Here is a 19,139-nt window from a genome sequence, read left to right as displayed (position 1 = left end):
CGACCAGCGCCTCCGGGATGAACTTGCCACCGAACTCACCGAAATAACCCTCGGCGTTCGGGGTGTGACCCTCCGGGTCCGGAACGAAGAACGAGGTCATGACCCCTCCTGAATGGTTCGGCGTGCCTGCGTGTTCTTGAGCTGTGCCACCGCCGCGGCCGGATCGGCCGAGCGCATCAGGGTTTCCCCCACCAGCACCGCGTCCGCCCCGTCGGCGCGCAGCCGCAGGGCGTCCTCCGGGCCGCGTACGCCGCTCTCCGCGACCAGCACACGGTCCGCCGGGACCCGCGACCGCAGCCGGCCGGTGAGGCCGAGGTCGATGCGGAAGTCCCGCAGGTCGCGGTGGTTGACGCCGATGTTGACGGCGCCGAGGGCGAGCGCCGTGTCCGCCTCCGCCTCGCTGTGGACCTCCACCAGCAGGTGCAGTCCCAGGGCTTCGGCGTACGCGTACAGCTCGGCCAGCCGGTCCTCGGTGAGGGCGGCGACCACGAGCAGGACCGCGTCCGCGCCGTACGCGCGCGCTTCGGCGATCTGGTACTCGTCGACGATGAAGTCCTTGCGCATGACGGGCAGGCCCACGGCTGCCCGTACGGCTTCCAGGTCCTCGGGCCGACCGCCGAAGCCCTCGGTGTGCGCCAGGACGGAGAGCGCGCACGCGCCGCCCGCCTGGTAGCGCCGGGCCAGTTCGGCGGGCCGGTACGCGCCCGGGTCGACGAGCGGCCCCTTCAGCGGGCTACGGGGCTTGAGCTCGGCGATGACCCCGAGGCCGGGGCCCCGCAGGGCGGCGCCGAAGTCCCGTACGGCGGGGGCGGTTCCGGCGCGCCGCTCCACCTCGGCCAGCGGGACCTCGGCGCTGCGGGCGGCCGTCTGGCGGTGCGCGGCTTCGATCAGCTCGCCGAGCAGGCCCGGCAGGGCGGGCAGGCCCGGCGGGGCGGTGGGGGTGGTCAAGGCGGTTGCTCCTCGTTCGATTCGCGGGGTCGGCGGTGTCGGTGCGGTGCGGGGTGTCACGCGGCGGCCCGCCCAGCCCGCTCGGCCCGCCGGGCGGTGCCCGTCGCCACCCACCGGTCCAGGACACCGGCCGCGTCCCCGCAGTCGATGGCCTCGGCGGCGCGGGCGATGCCCGCCCGCCAGTCCTCGCACCGCCCGGCCGCGCGCAGCGCCGCGGCCGTGTTGAGCAGCACGACGTCCCGGCGCGGGCCGTGCTCACCCGCCAGGATCCGGCGTACGGTCGCCGCGTTGGCGTCGGCGTCGCCGCCCCGCAGGTCCGCCAGGGTGGCGGCGGGAAGGCCCAGATCGGCGGGGTCGAGCCGGTAGGACGTGGTGGTGCCCCCGGCCAGCTCCACGACGCGCGACGGGGAGCAGGTGCTCAGCTCGTCCAGTCCGTCCTCGGCGCAGAACACCAGGGCGCGCTCGGTGCCGAGCCGTTGCAGGACCTCGGCCATCACCTCCAGCAGGGCGGGGTCGGACACCCCCAGGGTCTGGTAGCGGGCGCCGGCCGGGTTGCAGAGCGGGCCGAGGACGTTGAAGACGGTCCGTACCCCGAGTTCGCGGCGGGGACCGGCGGCGTGCCGGAAGGCGGGCTGGAAGACCGGCGCGAAGAGGAAGGTGATGCCGGCCTCGGCCAGGCAGGCCGCGGCGTCCGCCGGGCCCAGGTCGATGGGAACGCCCAGCGCTTCGAGGACGTCGGCGCTGCCGCAGGCGGAGGAGGCGCTCCGGTTGCCGTGCTTGGCGACGGGAACTCCGCAGGCCGCCGCGACGATCGCCGCGGTGGTGGAGATGTTGAAGGTGTCGTGGCCGGCGCCGCCGGTGCCGCAGGTGTCCAGGACCCGGCCGTCACCGGCCAGGCGGGTGCCGAAGGCGCGGGCGGTGGAGACCAGTCCGACGATCTCCTCGACGTCGGCGCCCCGGGCGGACAGCGCCATGGCGAAGCCGGCGATCTGGCCGGGGGTGGCCTCGCCGCGGAGTACGGCGGCCATGGCGCGGCCGGTCTCCTCAAGGGTCAGGCGGTGCCCGGCGGCCAGGGTGCGCAGTGCGGACTTCACCGGACCTCCTGGAGCCGGCGGGAGGTGGAGGACCGTACGGATTCCACGAAGTTGACGATGATCCGCAGCCCTTGGTCGGTGAGGACGGACTCGGGGTGGAACTGCACGCCGTACGTCGGGTGGGTGAGGTGCCGCACGCCCATGATCGTGCCGTCCTGGGCCCACGCGTTGGCGACCAGCTCGTCGGGCAGGGTCCGGGGGTCGACGGCGAGCGAGTGGTAGCGGGTGGCCGTGAACGGGTCGGGCAGGCCTGCCAGGACGCCGGTGCCGTCGTGCCGTACGCGCTCGGTCTTGCCGTGCACGGGGCCCACCCGGACCACGTCGGCGCCGAAGGCCTCGGCGATGGACTGGTGGCCCAGGCAGACGCCGAGCAGCGGGAGGCGTCCGCTGAGCTCGCGGACGGCGGCGAGGCTGATGCCCGCCCGGCCGGGGTTGCCGGGGCCGGGCGAGATCAGGACGGCGTCGTGGGCGGCGAGTTCGCCGGTGGTGACGCCGTCGTTGCGGTGGACGACCGGTTCGGCGCCGGCCTGCGCGAGGTACTGGACCAGGTTGTAGGTGAAGGAGTCGTAGTTGTCGACGACGCCGACGCGGACGGGGACGCGGGGCCGGTCGCTCATGCGGAGGCCTCCGCCCGTTCCACGGCGGCGAACAGCGCCTGCGCCTTGTTGAGGGTCTCCCGGTACTCGGCGGCGGGGTCGGAGTCGGCGACCACTCCGGCGCCGGCCTGGACCCAGGCCTTGCCGTCGGCGATGACCAGGGTGCGCAGCGCGATGGCCGTGTCGAGGCAGCCGCCGGTGCCGATGAAGCCGAGGGCGCCGCCGTAGACGCCGCGGCGCTCCTCCTCCAGCTCGGCGATGATCTCCATGGCCCGGATCTTGGGCGCGCCGGAGACGGTCCCCGCGGGGAAGGTGGAGCGCAGCGCGTCCAGGGGGGTGCGGCCGTCGGCGAGGTCGCCGCTGACCGTCGACGACAGGTGCATGACGTGCGAGTAGCGCTCGACCTCCATCAGCCGGTCCACGCGGACGGTGCCGGGGGCCGCGATCCGCCCGATGTCGTTGCGGCCGAGGTCGACGAGCATGACGTGTTCGGCGCACTCCTTCTCGTCGGCGAGCAGCTCCGCCTCCAGGGCGGCGTCGGTGGCGGCGTCGGTGCCGCGCCAGCGGGTGCCGGCGAGCGGCCGGGTCTGCGCCCTGCCGTCCTCGACCTTCACGAGCAGTTCCGGCGATGCGCCGATGACGTGCCGGCCGCCTCCGAGGGCGAGGTGGAACATGTACGGAGACGGGTTGACGGCGCGCAAGTGGCGGTAGACGTCCAGGGGTTCGGCGGCGAGCGGCTTGCTGAACCGCTGGGAGAGCACGACCTGGAAGATGTCCCCGGCCCGGATGTACTCGCGGGCGGCGCCGACCATGTCGAGGAAGCGTTCCTCGCTGGTGTGGGCGTGCCAGGCGGACCGGTCCTGCTGCTGCGCGGTACGGGTCGGGAACAGCGGGCGGGTGTCCACGCCGCCGCCGTGGGGGACGGCGTCGGTGCAGAGGCGGTCGCGGGTGGCGGAGAGCCGGGCGACGGCGTCCTCGTACGTCTCCGCGGCGGTGTCGTGGAGCGTGGTGATCAGCAGTCTGCGGGTGGCGTGGTCGAAGACGACCAGGTCGTCGGCGCGCAGGAACACCGATTCGGGCATGCCGGGCCCGGCTGCCGGTGCGCTCGGCAGGCGCTCGAAGTGACGGGCGCTCTCGTAGCCGAGGTAGCCGACGGCCCCGCCGTGGAAGGGCGGCAGGCCGGGTACGCGGGCGACGTCGCGGTCGGCGAGCGGCTGGAGCGCGGCCAGCGGGTCGCCTTCGCCGAGGGCGACGGGGCTGGTCCGGTGCGCGATGTACGAGTAGCGGGCCACGGCGACGCTGCTCTCGGTCCCGATGACGCTCTCCAGGAGCAGGCCGGGCTCCTCGGGGCCGCAGAGCCGGGCGAAGGCGGTGACCGGGGAGAGCGCGTCGGCGAGGAGTTCGACGTAGAGCGGTACGTAGGCGTGCGCGGCGGCCAGCGCGCTGGCGGCAGCGGGGCCGGGGACGACCCCGGAGACGAGGGAGGCGGGCAGGGAGGGGGGCAGGGCGGCGGCGGTGGTCACGCGGCGGCCTCCGTTCCCGGCTCGGGGAGCGGGTCCACGGCCCGGTCCACGGCGCCGTGCGCGGTATCGAGGATCTGCCGGCAGGTGGGCTCGTACGGGCCCACGGCCACCAGGGCGGCCAGCCGCGGGATGGCCTGGCGGGGCGGCAGCAGCAGCCGGTCGCCGGGTTCGGCCAGGACGGCGGTGTGGGCGATGCCGGGGACGGCCGCTGCGGCGGTGAGGTCGAGCGGGCGGGCACGGCCGTCGGCGTCCGCGTACACGAACCGGACCTCGGCGGTGCGCCGCAGGGTCGGGGTGAGGTCGGGGAGGCGGCCGAAGGACAGCTCGGCGGCGACCCTGACCAAGTCGATCCCGGTGGCGAAGGCGCTGATGAAGGGGATGAGGTCGCCGCCGAGGCGGGCGTTCAGCTCGATCAGTCGGGGGCCGCGGGAGGTCAGGCGGACCTCGGCGTGCGTGACGCCGGTGGTGACGCCGAGCACCCGGTGCGCGCCGGCGACGAGCTCGCGCACCCCCTCCGCCCACGGTTCGTCGTAGGAGGCGGCGACCAGGTGGCCGACCTCCTCGAAGTACGGGGCGAAGCCGAGGCGCTTGCGGGCGATGTGGACGATGTGGACCTCGCCGTCGTGGACGGCGCTGTCGACGCTGATCTCGGGGCCGTCGAGGTACTCCTCGACGAGGATGCCGTGGCCGGTGGGGAGCGTCGCGAAAGCGGCCCCGGCGGCGAGCGCGAACGCGGCGCGGACCTGGGTCTCGTCGTCGGCGCGGGTGACCCCGATGCTGCCGGCCAGCGCGCGCGGCTTGAGGACGACGGGCCAGCCGAACTCGGCGGCGGCGGCCACCGCTTCGTCGGCCGTGGTGACGAGCCGGTGGCGGACGGCGGCGAGGCCCGCGTCCGCCATCAGGGTGCGGGTGGCGTACTTGTCGCGGCAGTGCCGGGCGGCCTCGGGCGACAGCTGCGGCAGCCCGAGCTTGGCGGCGGCTTCGGCGGTGGCCTCGACTGCGGTCTCGTCCCAGGTCATGACGGCGACCCGGGTGGGGTCCCCGCCGGCCAGCGTGAGCACGGCGTCGGCGATGGCCACCGGGTCGGACAGGTCGGTGACGACGTACGAGTCGAGGTAGGCGCGCTGCCAGGTCGGCTCGGCGGAAAGGACGGCGCTGAGCGCGTACTCCGTGTGCAGGGACTGGAAGGAGTACTCCCGGTACGGGCGTCCGCCACTGCCCACGACGACGAGGCGCTCGGCGGACTGGGGGGAGGGATCGGTCATGGCGGCTTCCTCTCAGACCTGTGCGGGGGAGGCGTCGGCGTCGGCGGCCAGCTTGGCCAGTTCGTCCAGTACGCAGGACAGTTCACCGTCGAGTCCGGCCGGGGCGCGGAACCCGTCGGGGCCGGTCAGCCCGCCGATGCCGGGTACGCGGACGCTGCGCTCGGCGGGGCGGAAGCCGATGCGGGTGAGGATCGGGCGCAGGGCCTCGATCGCGGGGGCGCCGCCGGAGGGGCCGGCGGTGTAGGTGAACAGGCCGACCGGCTTGTCCTGCCACTCGTTGTAGAGGAAGTCGATCGCGTTCTTCAGCGGCGCGCAATAGGTGCCGTTGTACATCGGCATGACGAAGAGGCAGGCGTCGCCGCGGGAGATCGTGGCGCTCCAGTCCTTGGTGTGCTGGTGGACGTAGTTGCCGGTGGACGCCTCCTCCGGCTCGTCGAGGAACGGCAGGGCGACCTCGGCGAGGTCGATGGCCTCGACGTCGAAGGCTCCGTGCCGGCGGGCCTCGCCCAGGGCCCAGGCGGCGACGGCGGAGCCGACGCGGCCGGGGCGGGTGCTGGCGGTGATGATCTGCAGGCGGGGCATGGGTTCTCCTTGGTGGACGTTCCGGTGTCACCGCGGATCGTCCGGAGGGGCGCGGGCCCCTGCAGTGATCCGTAGGTAAGCAGCAGCGCCGGGCGGCGCGCAACCGGATCCGGTCCACCGGACTGGACATACGTCACCATCTGCCCTTGTATGTCCGCCCGGGCCTGCCTGGCGCATTCACGACAGCCGTAAACGCGCGGCCCGGGAGACGGCCCCGGCCGGTGCCGCCGGTGCCACAGTGAGATCACGTCACCGCGGGTCTCCTCGCATTCGTCCCGTCCTTCCGGCGCGACGCGTTCCCTTTCCTTCCCGGTATTTCCTTCCCCGGTATTTCCTGCGCCGCCGCGCTCTCGGCGGCTTTCCCTTCGTGCCGTGATCCGGCATGCCCTGATCCGGCAGAAATGGAGACCGCCCATGGAGAATTCAGCGAATTCGCCCACCGGCCGCTACGTCACCGCGACCGCGGATCCCGACAACGACCTGCGGACCCTGGCCGCGCGGATCGACCTTCCCGCCGAATACGACAAGTCCTACGGACACGTCCTGCTGCCCCGCCCCGTCCTCGTCTCCGAGCGCGAGATCACGGCCTTCGCCGAAGACCTGGCAGCCGTCTTCCGGCTCCTCGTCTCGCTCCCCGGCCGCTGCTTCGGCGGCGACCTCGACCGCTACGGCGCGGCCATCGGCCTGACGCCGGAGCTGATCGAGGTGATGCGCGAGGGGGCGACCGGCGACCCGCTGCCGTACGCCCGCGCCGACGCCTTCCACGACGGTGAGCGCTTCCGGCTGCTGGAGCTGAACGTCGGCAGCGAGCTTGGCGGCGTCGACAGCGCCCAGCTGAACCGGGCGTTCCTGGACGTGCCCGCGTTCCGTGCCTTCGCCGAGGCCAACGGGCTGGGCCACGTCGACACCATGGACCACCTGGTGGCGGAGCTGCGCGCCGCGGCGGCCACGGTCGCCGGCGCCGACCCGGTCAGTCCGGTGGTGGCGCTGCTGGAGGGGCCGGGGGCGTTCGGCGACCACGACGGCGTCTTCCTCTCCATCCAGGAGGACATGCGCGGCCACGGCATCGAGCTGCTGCTCGGCGAGATCCAGGAGCTGACCGAGGAGGCGGACGGCAAGCTCGCCCTCCACGGCCGCTCCCTGGACGTGGTCCTGCGCTACTTCGCCGCCGGCCAGATCGCCGGGGACCCCGTCGCCAGGGCAGCCCTGAGCCGGGTCAACCGCGCCCACGCGGCCGGCCGTACCGCCCTCTTCACCCCGCTCGAAGGGGCCCTGTTCACGAGCAAGGCCGCGCTCGGCCTGCTGCACCGGTCCGCCGTGCGCGCCGAACTCTCCGACGGCGAACGGGAGCTGGTCGACCGGGTGCTGCCGCGCACCTGGGTGCTCGGTACCGATGACCCCGACGCCGCGGAGGCCCTCGCGTACGCCCGGACGCACCGCGCCGAGCTCGTCCTGAAGCCCGGCATCGGCTACAGCGCCGACGGCGTGGTCATCGGCCGCGACGTCACCGACGCCGCATGGGAGGAAGCCCTGGCGGTGACCGCCGTACGGGACTACGTGGCGCAGGAACTGGTCCTACCGGCCCCGGAGCCGGTGTTCGACCCCGGCAGCGGACGCGTCGAGGAGTGGGTCGCGAACTGGGGGATCTTCGTCACCCCGCGGGGATTCGGCGGCGCCTTCTGCCGCGCGCTGAAGCCGCAGGACGGCTCCGTCATCACGTACGCGAACCCCGGAACCCGCGGCACCTGCGTATTCACCCACCCGGAAACCGCGCCTGAATCCGTGCCAGCAACCGCGCCGGAAAGCGCAGCCGCATTCGAGGAGTCCCGGATATGACCGACCATCGTCCGCACGTCGTCGTCGTCAATCGCTGGCGCGAGCGGTACGCGGAATTCACCCGCTACATCGACCATTGCGAGCACCGCGTCAGTTACGTCACCACCGAGGTGGGCACCGGTTCCGTACCGGCCGAGGCCCACGAGGTCGTCCTGGTCCCAGCCACCGACGACCTGGAGCGGGTCCGCACCGAGGTCCGTGCCCTCGCCGCCCGGCACGGTGCGCCCGCGGCGATCGTCGCCCTCAAGGAGGACGACCTGCTGGTCGGCGCGGCCCTGCGCGAGGAGTGGGACGTCCCGGGCCCCCGCCAGCCGTCGCAGATCGTCTTCCGCGACAAGTACGTGATGTGCCGTGCCGTCGCCGACGCGGGACTGGACGTCCCCGCCTTCGCCGCCGCCACCGACGCCTCTGCCGTCCTCGCCTTCGCCGCGGACTCCGGCTGGCCGGTCATCGTCAAGCCGCGCACCGGCAGTTCCAGCGCCGGCGTGGTGAGGGTGGACGGCCCCGAGGAGGTCGGCGGGTTGGACCTGGACAGCGAGCCGATGCTGGTCCAGGCCTTCGTCCAGGCCCCGATCTCCCACGTGGACGGCGTCTTCGACGGCCGCAGGCTGCTGGCCTGGCGCGCTTCGCGCTACCTCAACACCTGCCTGGGCTTCCGCGACGGCAACTTCCTCGGCTCCGTCGAGATCGACGATCCGGAGGTCAACGCGGCCGTCGAGCGGGCGGCGACCGCCTACCTCGGCGCGCTCTCCCCGGGCCGGCCCACCGTCTTCCACCTCGAACTCTTCATCGACCGGGACGCGGACGGCCGCCCCGTCTGCCGGTTCCTGGAGTGCGGCGCCCGGGTCGGCGGCGCCGAGATCCCCTTCCTGTGGCGGGAGGTGCACGGCTTCGACCTGATGCACGCCGCCTGGCAGCTCCAGCTGGACCGCCCCCTGCCGCCGGTGCCGCCGGGTGCCGCCGCACCGCACGCCGACGGCGAGGTGGGCGCCTGGATGCTCGTGCCCGCCCCGGCCGAACGCCCGTGCCGGATCACCGAGTCCACCTCCATGACCGGCCGCGCCGAAGGCCCGTACGCCGAGGTCGTCCTGCGCCCCGGCGAGGTGCTGCCGGACGCCGACGCCTATTACGAGCACGTCGGCGGCCGCTTCCGGTTCCGCGCCGCCACCGGCGCCGCCGCCGAGGCCGCCGTCACCGCCACCGCCCAGGACTTCCGGGTACGCGCCGAGCCGCTCGCCCTGTCCACCACGAACGCCTGACAGGAGCACCGTGTCCGTGTCCAAGGACTACTCGGTTCCCGTACTCGACGGAGACGGGGACAACGACTACACGCGCTACATGCGCACCGACACGCTGCTGTCGCTCCAGCGCCGCCCGGAGGACATGATCCACCGGGACGAGATGCTCTTCCAGGTCGTCCACCAGTCCACCGAGCTCTGGCTCAAGCTGGCCTGCTACGAGGTCGAGGAGGCGGGCCGGCAGATCGACGCGGGCCGCCTGGACACCGCGGCCCGTCTGCTCGGCCGCGCCTCGCTCGGCGCCCGGATGACCTCCGACCAGCTGGAGATGATGCGGCACCTGGCCCCCTGGGACTTCCAGATCATCCGCACCGTCCTCGGCCACGGCTCGGGGTTCGAGTCCCCGGGCTGGAAGCTGGCCCGCCAGGTCAGCCAGGACATCGACAAGTCCTTCTCGCGGCTCGTCGAGGCCCGCGGCATCGACCTCGTGGAGGTCTACCGCACCGGTCACGACACCGCCGAGTACCGGCTGGCCGAGGCGATGATCGACTGGGACGAGCGGATCTCGCTGTGGCGCACCCAGCACTACAAGATGGCCACCCGCGTCATCGGCCACTCCGTGGTCGGCACCAAGGGCGCCCCGGTGGAATTCCTGGCCAAGCTGATCGGCCACAAGTTCTTCCCCTACCTGTGGGAACTGCGCACCGAGCTGACCCTGACCGGCCCGATGGGCGATGCCGAACCGGCACCCGAGTTCGCAGACGAGGCAGGCGAGGCGACCGGGGCCGCCGAGGCGACCGGGGCCGCCGAGGCCGCCGGGCGGCAGGTCTGCCCGGTGAGCCGGGCATGAGTCCCGGCTCACCGGCCCCCGCACCCGTCACGGCCGCCGCCTTCCGCCGCGGGTTCCCGATGCTGGAGCGGACGGTCCACCTGGCCAGCTGCAGCCTCGGCGCCCGTTCCGACGCCGTCGACGCCGCGCTGGAGCGGATGCAGGAGGCCATCGCGGCCCACGGCGCGCCCTGGGCCCGGTTCGAGCAGGAGATCGAAGGCGCGCGCCTGCGCTTCGCGACCCTGATCGGCGCCGCCCCGGAGCAGATCGCGATCCTGCCCAATGCCTCGGTCGGCGCCTACCAGGTGGTCTCGACGCTCGCCCTGGACACCCGGACCGACATCGTCACGACCGTCGAGGAGTTCCCGTCCGTCGCGCACGTCTGGCTCGCCCAGCGGCCGCGCGGGGCCCGGGTGGTCTTCACGGGCGACCGGGGCACGGGGCGGATCCTGCCCTGCGACTACACGGCGGTCCTGGGCCCGGCCACCGCACTCGTGTCGGTCCCGATGTCCACCTACCAGTACGCCGAACGGCCGCCGGTCGCCGAGATCGTTGAGGCCGGCCGCGAGGCCGGGGCGCTGACCTTCGTCGACGCCTACCAGGCCGTCGGCGCGATGCCGGTGGACGTCGCCCGGATCGGCTGCGACTACCTGGTCGCGGGGACGATGAAGTACCTCGCCGGACTGCCCGGACTGGCCTTCCTCTACGCCCGCTCCGGCCTGGCGGGCGCTCAGGACCCGCAGCTGACGGGCTGGTTCGGCCGCGTCGAGCCGATGGCCTTCGACCCGCTGAACCTCGACTTCCCCGCCGTCGCCCGGCGGTTCGAGACCGGTACCCCCGCGGTGCCCGCCGTGTACGCCGCCAACGCCGCGCTCGACCTGTTCCTCGGGGTCGATCCGGCCGACGTACGACGTCACGTCGCGGCCCTGATCGACCGTACGGCGCGCACGCTCGGCGCCCAGGGCGAGTGGGTGCGGCGGGCCGAGACCCCCGAACTCCAGGGGGCGCACCTCGGCCTGTACGACGCCGACCCGCCCGCCCTCGCCGGCTGGCTGGCCGGCCAGGGCATCGCGGTCAGCCCGCGCGGGCCCGTCGTACGGCTGTCCTTCCACTACTACAACTCCACCGACGACGTGGAGGCCCTCTGCCAGGCCATGCGCGAGTTCCGCGCGCTGACCGGTCCGGCCGCCCTTCCCGTCCCACTCCCGAAGGTGAGCCCGCAAGCGTGAATGAGCTGACCGACTGGCTGGCCGATCCTGTGCCCAGCCGGTTCCCCTACTCCGCGGTGACCGCCGAGTTCCACCGCGTCGGCAAGCACTTCGTCCCGGACCAGACCCTGAAGTCCCTGGCCCTGGCCAGGGAGCGGCTCGCCCCGCAGGCACCCACCGGCGCCGACGAGGCCGAGCGGCTCCTCCTGGACCGGTTCCTGGACACCGCGCTCGACAAGTGGGACGGCCGCTACGACTACCCCACCTACACCTCGCTGAGCGTGCTCGGCCTGCCGACCGCGGACGACGGCGCGGCCGCCGCCCGGGCCGCGCGGACCACCCGGGACCGGCTCACCGTCCAGCTCCTCGCCGACCTGCTCCGGTTCGAGCTCTCCGCGGCGCAGGGCCGTACCGACTGGTTGCCGCAGATGCGGCCGGACGCCCGGCTGGTCGAGAAGCGCCACCGCCTCGCCGTACGGGTGGCCAAGCCCGCACTGGCCCGGCTCGGCCACGGCGAGCTGCTCACCGCGGCCGAGCCGGCCGACCAGGCGGCGCAGTTGTGGGAGTTCGTCGAGGGCGAGCTGCTGGACCCGCACGAGCGGAACGTGCTGAGGCTCAGCATGCTGCCCGTGTACACCTCCCACGACGAGCACATGTTCATCCGGGTGCTCCAGACCTTCGAGACCACCTTCGCCTTGCTGGCCCTGAGCATCCGTACGGCCATCGGCTGCCTGGAAGGGGCCCGCGCGCAGGACGCGGCCGGGCACCTGAAGGCCGCCGAGACCGTACTGTCCGAATCGGCGCCGCTGTTCTCGCTGCTCGCCACGATGCAGGTCGAATCCTTCCGCACCTTCCGGGAGTTCACCGACGGCGCCAGCGCCATCCAGTCCCGCAACTACAAGCTGGTCGAGTCCCTCTGCCGGGTCCCCGACCAGGACCGGCTGGACTCCCCGGCCTACCGCTCCACCCCCGAGGTGCGCATGCGGATCCTGGCCGGCCAGCCCACCCTCGACGAGGCCTGCTCCGCCGCCCTCGCCGACGACCGGTTCGGCGCACGGGACCGCGAGCTGCTGACCACCTCGATGCTCGGCTTCGCCGGCGCGCTGCGCCGCTGGCGCCAGACGCACTACCGGATAGCCGTCCGGATGCTCGGCACCCGCTCGGGGACCGGCTCCACGGAGGGCACCCCGTACCTCAGCTCCGTCCGCAAGATCCCGGTCTTCCGCAGCGTCGCGGAGGCGCCCGGGGACACCGACACCACCGACCACGCGAACGAAGGCGAAGCAGCAGCATGAACAGCGACCTGATCCCCGTAGGCATCGTCGGTGCCGGGCCCGTGGGCATGGCCCTGGCCGCCCGCCTCGCCTCCTTCGGAATCCCCAGCGTCCTCTTCGAGCGCGACCCCGAGCTGCGCAAGCAGGGCTCCAAGGCCTGCCTCATCCAGGGCGACGTGCTGGAGGTGCTGGACAAGTTCGGCTGCGCCGAGACGATCGGCGCCGAAGGCGTCACCTGGACCACCGCCCGCACCTACGTGCGCGGCAAGGAGATCCGCGCCGCCGAGTACACGCGCCGGATCGGCTACGGACCGTTCGTGAACATCTCCCAGTTCCGCATCGAACAGCTGCTGCTGGAGACGGTCGAGGCCGGCGCGCTCACCGAGGTCCGCTGGAGCCACGAGATCACCGGCGTCGAGCAGGACGGCGACGCGGTCACCGTCACCGCCGACACCCCGGACGGCCCGCGCTCGTACCGCTGCCGTTACGTGGTCGCCTGCGACGGCGTCCGCAGCCCGATGCGGGCGCTCACCGGGGTCGAGTGGACCGGCTACAGCCACCAGGACCGCTTCCTCATCACCGACCTGAAGGTGAAGCTGCCGCTCGCCAAGGAGCGCCACTTCCACTACGACCCGCCCTTCAACCCCGGCCGCCAGCTGGTCATGCACCCGCAGCCGAACGACATCTGGCGCATCGACTGGCAGCTCGCCCCCGACACCGACATCGAGGCAGAGCGCGCCGACGGCCGCTTCGACGCCCGCGTCCGCGCGGTCATCGGTGACGTCGACTACGAGATCGACTGGCTGTCCACCTACCGCTTCCACCAGCGCGTGGTCGAGAAGTTCCGTCTCGGCCGGATCTTCTTCGCCGGAGACTCCGCCCACTCCCTGCCGCCCTACGGCTCCCGGGGCATGAACAGCGGCATCCAGGACGCCGACAACCTGGCCTGGAAGCTGGCCCTGGTCATGCAGGGCAAGGCCGAGGACGCCCTCCTCGACACCTACCACGACGAGCGCCACGCCGCCGCGAAGGAGAACCTGGCCGTCACCGAGGCCACCATCAAGTTCATGGTGCCGCCGAACCTGGCGCGCCGGATCGCCCGCAGGGTGCTGCTGACCCTCTCCCAGCCCTTCCAGGGAGCCCGCGACAAGGTCAACAGCGGCAGGATGGCCGAGCCGTACACCTACACCGCCTCCGCGATCACGGAGTCCGCCGAACGGCATCCGCTGCTGGGCGCCTTCGCCCCCGACGCACGGATCACCGCCCCGGGCGCCGCCCGCATCCGGGAGCTGTACGGCGCCGGCTTCACCGGTCTGTACTTCGCCCCGGACCGCGGCACCGCCCGCGCCTTCGCCCGGCGCGCTCTCGCCGACACCCGGGGCCTGGCCGCCGGCCTGATCGTGGTGCTGCGGGAGGGCGAGCTGGCCGTACCGTCCGCCGGCCCCGCGTCCGACATGCCCGACGGCGTCACCGTCCTGCGCGACCGCGACGGCGTGCTGCGCGAGGCCTACCGGGCCGCCGAGGGCACGTGCCTGGTCGTCCGGCCCGACGGGCACATCGCCGCCCTGGCAGACGCGGACCGGCCCGAGCTGTTCGGTGCGACGCTCGCCCGCTGCGCCGTCGCCACCGCGCCGGCTGCCGCCCCGGACCGCGCCGAGCGCGTTCCCGCCGCCGCCTGACCCCGGCCGCCCGCCCGCCAGTCCGCCCGCCAGTCCGCCTTCCCGACGCCCTTCACCGCCTGGAGTACGAAGTGACCACACCCCAACCCCCCACCCACGCCTGGCTGGGCGGCACCATCGTCGACTGGGACAAGTGCACGGTCCACGCCCGCTCGCAGGGCGCGTTCTGGGGCGCCAACGTCTTCGAGGGCCTGCGCGCCTACCGCCGCCCCGGGCAGGACGGGCTCGCCGTCTTCCGGATCGACGAGCACCTGGCCCGGCTGCGCCGCTCGATGAAGAGCCTGCGCATGGAGATCCCCTTCAGCGACGAGGAGTTGCGGCAGGGCGTGCTCGACGTCCTTGAGGCCAACGCCTTCGATGAGGACGTGCACATCTGCGTCGTCGCGTACTTCAACATGGGCCCCAACGCCGACCCGCTCAGCCACACCGATGACGCGGGCGTCCACATCACCTCCACCCGCGCCCCGCGCGGCCGGGGCTTCGACGGCGGTCTCGCCGCCACCATCTCCTCCTGGCGCCGCATCAGCGACGACTCGATGCCGCCGCGCATCAAGGCGGGCGCCAACTACCACAACAGCCGCCTCGCCCACCACGAGGCGATCCGCAACGGCTACGACACGACCCTGCTGCTCAACCAGCGCGGCAGCGTCTCCGAGGCCCCCGGTTCCTGCGTGGTCATGCTCCGCGAGGGCAAGCTCGTCACCCCGCCCGGCACGAGCGGAGTCCTCGAAGGCATCACCGTCGCCACGATCGGTGAGATCGCCGAGCGCGAGCTGGGCATCCCCATGGAGCGCCGCGAGATCGACCGTACCGAGCTCTACACCGCGGACGAGATCTTCGTCGCCGGCACGCTCGCCGAGATCGCCCCGATCACCAGCCTGGACCGGATCGTGGTCGGCGACGGCGCTCCCGGCGTGACCGTCCGCAAGCTCCAGGAGATCTACGACGCGGTCGTGCGCGACGGACACCCGGATTACCGGCACTGGTCCACGATCGTCCACACCACCCGGGGGAACTGACATGACGAACACCGGCGACACCGCCACCCGGTCGGCGACCGCCGCCGACATGCCGTCCGCGGGAGCCCTGGCCCCGCTGCTGACCGCCCTGCTCGACGGTTCCGTCCAGGTCGTCGACCTCACCTCGCCGCTCTCCGAGCAGACCCCCCTCATTCAGCTGCCGCCCGAGCGCGGCCAGCCCTGGCCCTTCGAGCGCGAGGTCATCAGCCACTACGACGAGGCGGGCCCGACCGTTTACTGGAACAACATCCGCCTCTCCGAGCACACCGGCACCCACTTCGACGCCCCGATCCACTGGCTCACCGGCAAGGACCTCGACGACGTCTCCCAGGTCCCCGCGCAGCGCCTGGTCGGCCCCGCCTCCGTACTGGACTTCTCCGCCGAGGCCGCCGCCGACCCCGACTTCCTCCTCCAACGCCACCACGTCGAGGCCTGGCAGGAACAGCACGGCCCGCTCGCCGCCGGCGGCTGGCTGCTCTACCGCACCGGCTGGGAGTCCCGCCAGGACTCCCAGGAGAACTTCCTCAACGGCAGGCACACCCCCGGCATCGCCCCCGAGTGCGCCAAGTGGCTGGCCGAGGAGACCGGGATCATCGGCATCGGCGTCGAGACCGTGGGCACCGACGCCGGCCGGGCCGGCGAGTTCGAGGACCAGCCCTACCCCTGTCACTGGTACTTCCACGGCGCCGGCAAGTACGGCGTCACCCAGCTGCGCAACCTCCACCGGCTGCCCCCGCAGGGCGCCGTACTCATCGCCGCCCCGCTGCCGATCGTCGGGGGCTCCGGCAGCCCGGCGCGGGTGCTGGCCCTCGTATCCGGCTGACCCCACGGAAGGTGGCTCATCCCGTGTTCCGCACGTCCGACGGCCCGGCCGCGCTGCGCCGCAGGTCGGTCAACCGCATCCTCGTCCTGCACGGCCTGTCGTCGTTCTGCTACGGCATGGTCTTCCCCTTCATCGGCATCCACCTGGCGGCCCGACCCGGTATCGGCACCGGCGGGGTCGCCGTCTACTACGGCGTCAGCGGCCTCGCCAACCTCGCCGTCTCGCTCCTGCTCGCCTCGGCGGCCGTGCGCCTGCCCCGGCACGCCCTCGGGATCACCGGCCTGCTGCTCTGGCTCAGCTGCTTCCTGCTGCTGACCGGGGGCGACACCCTGGCCGCCGCGGCTGCCGCGGCCGTGCTGGGCGGCGCCGGGCAGGGCTGCTTCATGGCCGCGATCATCCCGATCGTCAACTCCCTGGTCCCGCCCGAGGAGCGCCGCCAGGTCTTCGCCCGCCGCTACCAGATCCTCAACGCCACCCTCGCGGGCGGCTCCCTGGTGGCCGGCCTCTTCCTGACCGTCTTCTCCCGCGAGGCCATCACCTGGCTGCTCCTCGCCAACGCCGTCGGCTACCTGCCCGTCGCCTTCGCCCTCGGCATGGCCCGCAGGGTCCCCGAGGTCCCCGACGGTGCCGAGGTCCCCGAGGCCGGCGCGATCGGCGCGGCGCCGACGGCGGACGGCGCCCCCGCCCCGCTGGGCATCGGCCTCCTCGTCCGGGCCTCGCTCGGCGCGGCGCTCTTCCAGTTCGGTGCCTACGCGGTCGGCTTCAGCCAGTTCGAGGCCACCGCCCCCCTGGTCGCCGACCGGCTCATGGACACCGGCATCGGCTGGATCTCCGTGATGCTCACCCTCAACGTCGTGAGCATCGTGGCCTTCCAGCGCCCCGTCACCCGGCTGCTGGAGAAGCGCCCCGAGGAACACGGACTGCGCATCGCCGTCGCCCTGTGGGCGGCGGCCCTGGTGGCCGCAGGGGTCACCGCCTTCGGCCCTGAGCCCGTCCGGCTCGGCGGACTGCTGGCGTACGCGGTCCTCTTCGGCCTCGGCGAGTGCGCGTACTCCTGTTCCTTCCACCCCTGGCTGATCTCCAAGGTGCCCGACCGGGAGCTCACCCGCGCCAGCGCCCTGTGCAACTCGATGATGGGCGTCGGCATGTTCTTCGGCCCCTCCCTCGGCGTCCTGCTGATCGGCGCGCGGCACGCGGCCTGGGTGTGGCTGCCGCTCGCCGCGCTCTGCGGCCTCGTGGCCCTCACCACCTTGCGGCGCAGGACCCGTACCGCCGCCGCCGTTCCCGTGTCCGAACCCGTACCGGTCGCCTGACCCCGCCCGAAACGACAACGGAGAGCCCCATGTCAGACGAGATCGCCACCCTCGACCAGCAGATCATCCGCCTCGTGGGCCGCCGTGCGGCGGCCGCCCGGCAACAGACGCACGCCCGGGTGAACTCGGGCGGCTCGCGCACCTCCCTCGCCGAAGAGAACGTCGTCATCGACCGCTACCGGGAGGAGTTCGGCCGTCCGGGCGTCAACCTGGCCCTGCTGCTGCTCGGGCTGCCCGACCGGATGCCCGCCCGGTGACCCTCCCCGCCACCGCCCCGAAGAGCTCGGCGCTGCGCTGTTTCGTGTACGCGCGGACCCCCGGCACCCCGGGCACCCCCGGCACGCCGTGGCTGCTGGGGGTGGTCCCCGGAGACTCACCGCAGCTGCCGCACGCGGTGTTATCGCACGGCGCCGATCCCGCGGACACCGCCGACGCCGCCGACGCCGCCGCGGAGGCCGTCCGCCGGCTGACCGGGCGGACGCCCCTGCCGGTCACCCCGCCGGTACCGCCGCTGGAGTCGGCCGGGCCGGCGGCGGCCTGGTGGCTGCGGGCGCCGCACAGGGGGCCGTACGAGACCGAGTACGAGTACGTGATGACCCTGCCCGGCCCCCCGCCGGCCGGGCTGGCGTGGCTGGACCCGGCGCTCGCCGGGCTCCACGATCCGCACGACGAGAACCTGCGGCTCGCGGCGGCGCTCGGCGCCGTGATGGACGCGCTGCTCGCCGGGCGGATCACCCCGGAGGTGATCCGCGCGATGACGCTCGGGCACAGCCGCCGGTCGGTGGGCCGCCCTAGGGCCGTTCCTCTGTGGTGAGGTCCTCGGCGGCCGGCCCCTCGGCGGTGAGGCCGCCCGCGGCGCCGCCCGCCTCCTCCAGGCCCACCAGGTAGCCGGTCTGGAAACGGCTCTTCGTGTCGAGGGTGCGCATGATCTCGGCGACGTGCCGCTGCACGGTCCGCATGGACATGCCCAGGCGCCGGGAGATGGCCTTGTCGTCCAGTCCCTCGGTCAGCAGCCGGACGATCGAGTGGCGGAGATCGTCGGAGACCTGCTTGGCCCACTCGCGGTCGAAGCCCACGGGGAAGGGGTCGGCGGCCCGCCACGCCGTCTCGAACGAGGACACCATGAAGGCGACGAGGTTGGGTTCGTACACGACGAGCGCGTGCGCGGAATTGCCCTCGACGCTGACCACCGCCGCCTTGCGGTCGTAGACCAGCATGCGGTCCGGGCCGTCCGCCAGGGTCCGCACCTCCGCACCGCGCTCCATCATCCACTCGGCGAACTCCACCGTGTGCTGGCTGTAGCGGGCCGGGTGCTGGTAGATGGAGCGGCTGCTCACACCGCGGCCGAGCAGCCGACCCATGCTGCCGCGCGCCTTGAGCAGGGCCTCCGGGTCCCGTGCGCCGCCCGGCTGGACGTGCAGCGCCTCGGTCCGGCAGCTGTCCGTCAGCTCGTCGATCATGCGCCGTACGTCGTCCAGATCGGTGAGCAGCTCGACGTCCTTGCGCTGCTGGCGCTGGCGGCCGTTCTGGTAGCAGGGGCCGAGCGCGGCGAACGCCGTGCGGATCCGCTCCACGTCCTCGGTCTGACGGCGGATCTCGCGCTCCAGGGGCCACAGCAGCTGGCCCGCCGCGAACTGCGGCGAGACGACGGTGAGCCGGTCGGGCTGATCGGCGTCGCGGCGCAGCAGCCGCAGCTCTTCGAGCCGTTCGATGGCAGCGCTCAATTCCGGCCGTGCGAGGCCCAGCGCGGCACTGGCCTCCTCCCTCGTGAAGGAGGGGATGCCGGCCGCGTATTCGTAGAGCGCCAGGCCGGCGGGCGTCAGCTCCACGGTCTGGGCGCCCTGCTCGGCATGGTCCATATCGATTTCCACCCTTCGTGTTTGCGACAGGCGTGAATACCGCAGGTCAGGGG

18 protein-coding genes are annotated in these 19,139 nt (G+C 73.2%); 11 read left to right on the top strand and 7 right to left on the bottom strand.

Going from position 1 to position 19,139, the window contains the following annotated elements; all coding sequences use genetic code 11:
- Positions 1–96: 96 nt before the first annotated feature.
- From trpC to AB0M92_RS32500, 6 genes are all read right to left on the bottom strand, one after another.
- A complete protein-coding gene (gene trpC, locus AB0M92_RS32525) occupies positions 97–903 on the bottom strand; it encodes an indole-3-glycerol phosphate synthase TrpC (protein ID WP_366105934.1) in 807 nt (268 codons plus the stop codon).
- 101 nt (positions 904–1,004) lie between these two features.
- The gene (trpD, locus tag AB0M92_RS32520) at positions 1,005–2,042 is read right to left on the bottom strand and encodes an anthranilate phosphoribosyltransferase (RefSeq protein ID WP_366105927.1); all 1,038 of its coding nucleotides are present in this window, start codon (positions 2,040–2,042) and stop codon (positions 1,005–1,007) included.
- A complete protein-coding gene (locus tag AB0M92_RS32515; protein WP_366105926.1) occupies positions 2,039–2,659 on the bottom strand; it encodes an aminodeoxychorismate/anthranilate synthase component II in 621 nt (206 codons plus the stop codon). The genes trpD and AB0M92_RS32515 overlap by 4 nt, the downstream gene beginning before the upstream one ends.
- Complete coding sequence (locus AB0M92_RS32510; protein ID WP_366105925.1) at positions 2,656–4,161, bottom strand: anthranilate synthase component I family protein; 1,506 nt, start codon at positions 4,159–4,161, stop codon at positions 2,656–2,658. Before AB0M92_RS32510 ends, AB0M92_RS32515 begins: the two co-directional genes overlap by 4 nt.
- Positions 4,158–5,426, bottom strand: coding sequence for an ATP-grasp domain-containing protein (locus tag AB0M92_RS32505; protein ID WP_366105924.1), 1,269 nt, complete (start codon positions 5,424–5,426; stop codon positions 4,158–4,160). Before AB0M92_RS32505 ends, AB0M92_RS32510 begins: the two co-directional genes overlap by 4 nt.
- Positions 5,427–5,438: 12 nt before the next feature.
- Complete coding sequence (locus AB0M92_RS32500) at positions 5,439–6,008, bottom strand: NAD(P)H-dependent oxidoreductase (RefSeq protein WP_366105923.1); 570 nt, start codon at positions 6,006–6,008, stop codon at positions 5,439–5,441.
- 414 nt (positions 6,009–6,422) lie between these two features.
- Between AB0M92_RS32500 and AB0M92_RS32495 the strand changes: the two genes are divergently transcribed.
- From AB0M92_RS32495 to AB0M92_RS32445, 11 genes are all read left to right on the top strand, one after another.
- Positions 6,423–7,844, top strand: coding sequence for a hypothetical protein (locus AB0M92_RS32495; protein WP_366105922.1), 1,422 nt, complete (start codon positions 6,423–6,425; stop codon positions 7,842–7,844).
- Positions 7,841–9,103, top strand: a complete 1,263-nt coding sequence (locus AB0M92_RS32490) for a biotin carboxylase (protein ID WP_366105921.1) — start codon at positions 7,841–7,843, stop codon at positions 9,101–9,103. The genes AB0M92_RS32495 and AB0M92_RS32490 overlap by 4 nt, the downstream gene beginning before the upstream one ends.
- 10 nt (positions 9,104–9,113) lie before the next feature.
- Positions 9,114–9,932: a tryptophan 2,3-dioxygenase family protein gene (locus AB0M92_RS32485; RefSeq protein ID WP_366105920.1), complete on the top strand. Its 819-nt coding sequence runs from the start codon at positions 9,114–9,116 to the stop codon at positions 9,930–9,932.
- Positions 9,929–11,140: an aminotransferase class V-fold PLP-dependent enzyme gene (locus AB0M92_RS32480; RefSeq protein ID WP_366105918.1), complete on the top strand. Its 1,212-nt coding sequence runs from the start codon at positions 9,929–9,931 to the stop codon at positions 11,138–11,140. The genes AB0M92_RS32485 and AB0M92_RS32480 overlap by 4 nt, the downstream gene beginning before the upstream one ends.
- A complete protein-coding gene (locus tag AB0M92_RS32475; RefSeq protein WP_366105917.1) occupies positions 11,137–12,414 on the top strand; it encodes a tryptophan 2,3-dioxygenase in 1,278 nt (425 codons plus the stop codon). The genes AB0M92_RS32480 and AB0M92_RS32475 overlap by 4 nt, the downstream gene beginning before the upstream one ends.
- A complete protein-coding gene (locus AB0M92_RS32470) occupies positions 12,411–14,072 on the top strand; it encodes an FAD-dependent monooxygenase (RefSeq protein ID WP_366105915.1) in 1,662 nt (553 codons plus the stop codon). Before AB0M92_RS32475 ends, AB0M92_RS32470 begins: the two co-directional genes overlap by 4 nt.
- 71 nt (positions 14,073–14,143) lie before the next feature.
- Positions 14,144–15,091 (top strand): branched-chain-amino-acid transaminase, encoded by a 948-nt coding sequence (gene ilvE, locus AB0M92_RS32465; RefSeq protein ID WP_366105914.1) that lies wholly within the window; start codon positions 14,144–14,146, stop codon positions 15,089–15,091.
- 49 nt (positions 15,092–15,140) lie between these two features.
- Positions 15,141–15,914 (top strand): cyclase family protein, encoded by a 774-nt coding sequence (locus tag AB0M92_RS32460; RefSeq protein ID WP_366105933.1) that lies wholly within the window; start codon positions 15,141–15,143, stop codon positions 15,912–15,914.
- Between the two features lie 23 nt (positions 15,915–15,937).
- Complete coding sequence (locus AB0M92_RS32455) at positions 15,938–17,227, top strand: MFS transporter (RefSeq protein WP_366105913.1); 1,290 nt, start codon at positions 15,938–15,940, stop codon at positions 17,225–17,227.
- Positions 17,228–17,256: 29 nt separating this feature from the next.
- Entirely contained in the window at positions 17,257–17,484 is a 228-nt protein-coding gene (locus tag AB0M92_RS32450; RefSeq protein WP_366105912.1) for a chorismate mutase, read from the top strand.
- Positions 17,481–18,041 carry a hypothetical protein gene (locus AB0M92_RS32445; RefSeq protein WP_366105911.1) on the top strand — a complete coding sequence of 187 codons (561 nt, stop codon included), beginning with the start codon at positions 17,481–17,483 and terminating at the stop codon, positions 18,039–18,041. The genes AB0M92_RS32450 and AB0M92_RS32445 overlap by 4 nt, the downstream gene beginning before the upstream one ends.
- Here AB0M92_RS32445 and AB0M92_RS32440 read toward each other — a convergent pair.
- Positions 18,019–19,086 (bottom strand): helix-turn-helix transcriptional regulator, encoded by a 1,068-nt coding sequence (locus AB0M92_RS32440; RefSeq protein WP_366105910.1) that lies wholly within the window; start codon positions 19,084–19,086, stop codon positions 18,019–18,021. The two genes, AB0M92_RS32445 and AB0M92_RS32440, sit on opposite strands and share 23 nt — an antisense overlap.
- Between the last annotated feature and the right edge of the window lie 53 nt (positions 19,087–19,139).

The sequence above is a fragment of the Streptomyces sp. NPDC051582 genome (genome assembly GCF_040681715.1).
GTDB lineage: Bacteria > Actinomycetota > Actinomycetes > Streptomycetales > Streptomycetaceae > Streptomyces.
The sequence above is the reverse complement of the archived record's forward strand: the minus strand, read 5'-3'. Positions and strand labels throughout refer to the sequence as shown.

Excerpts from the sequence above, each read along its gene's own strand:
- AB0M92_RS32505 (WP_366105924.1), bottom strand. The coding sequence starts at position 5,426 with ATGACCGATCCCTCCCCCCAGTCCGCCGAGCGCCTCGTCGTCGTGGGC.
- AB0M92_RS32460 (WP_366105933.1), top strand. The coding sequence starts at position 15,141 with ATGCCGTCCGCGGGAGCCCTGGCCCCGCTGCTGACCGCCCTGCTCGAC.
- AB0M92_RS32495 (WP_366105922.1), top strand. The coding sequence starts at position 6,423 with ATGGAGAATTCAGCGAATTCGCCCACCGGCCGCTACGTCACCGCGACC.
- AB0M92_RS32515 (WP_366105926.1), bottom strand. The coding sequence starts at position 2,659 with ATGAGCGACCGGCCCCGCGTCCCCGTCCGCGTCGGCGTCGTCGACAAC.
- AB0M92_RS32440 (WP_366105910.1), bottom strand. The coding sequence starts at position 19,086 with ATGGACCATGCCGAGCAGGGCGCCCAGACCGTGGAGCTGACGCCCGCC.
- AB0M92_RS32500 (WP_366105923.1), bottom strand. The coding sequence starts at position 6,008 with ATGCCCCGCCTGCAGATCATCACCGCCAGCACCCGCCCCGGCCGCGTC.
- AB0M92_RS32470 (WP_366105915.1), top strand. The coding sequence starts at position 12,411 with ATGAACAGCGACCTGATCCCCGTAGGCATCGTCGGTGCCGGGCCCGTG.
- AB0M92_RS32480 (WP_366105918.1), top strand. The coding sequence starts at position 9,929 with ATGAGTCCCGGCTCACCGGCCCCCGCACCCGTCACGGCCGCCGCCTTC.
- AB0M92_RS32450 (WP_366105912.1), top strand. The coding sequence starts at position 17,257 with ATGTCAGACGAGATCGCCACCCTCGACCAGCAGATCATCCGCCTCGTG.
- AB0M92_RS32490 (WP_366105921.1), top strand. The coding sequence starts at position 7,841 with ATGACCGACCATCGTCCGCACGTCGTCGTCGTCAATCGCTGGCGCGAG.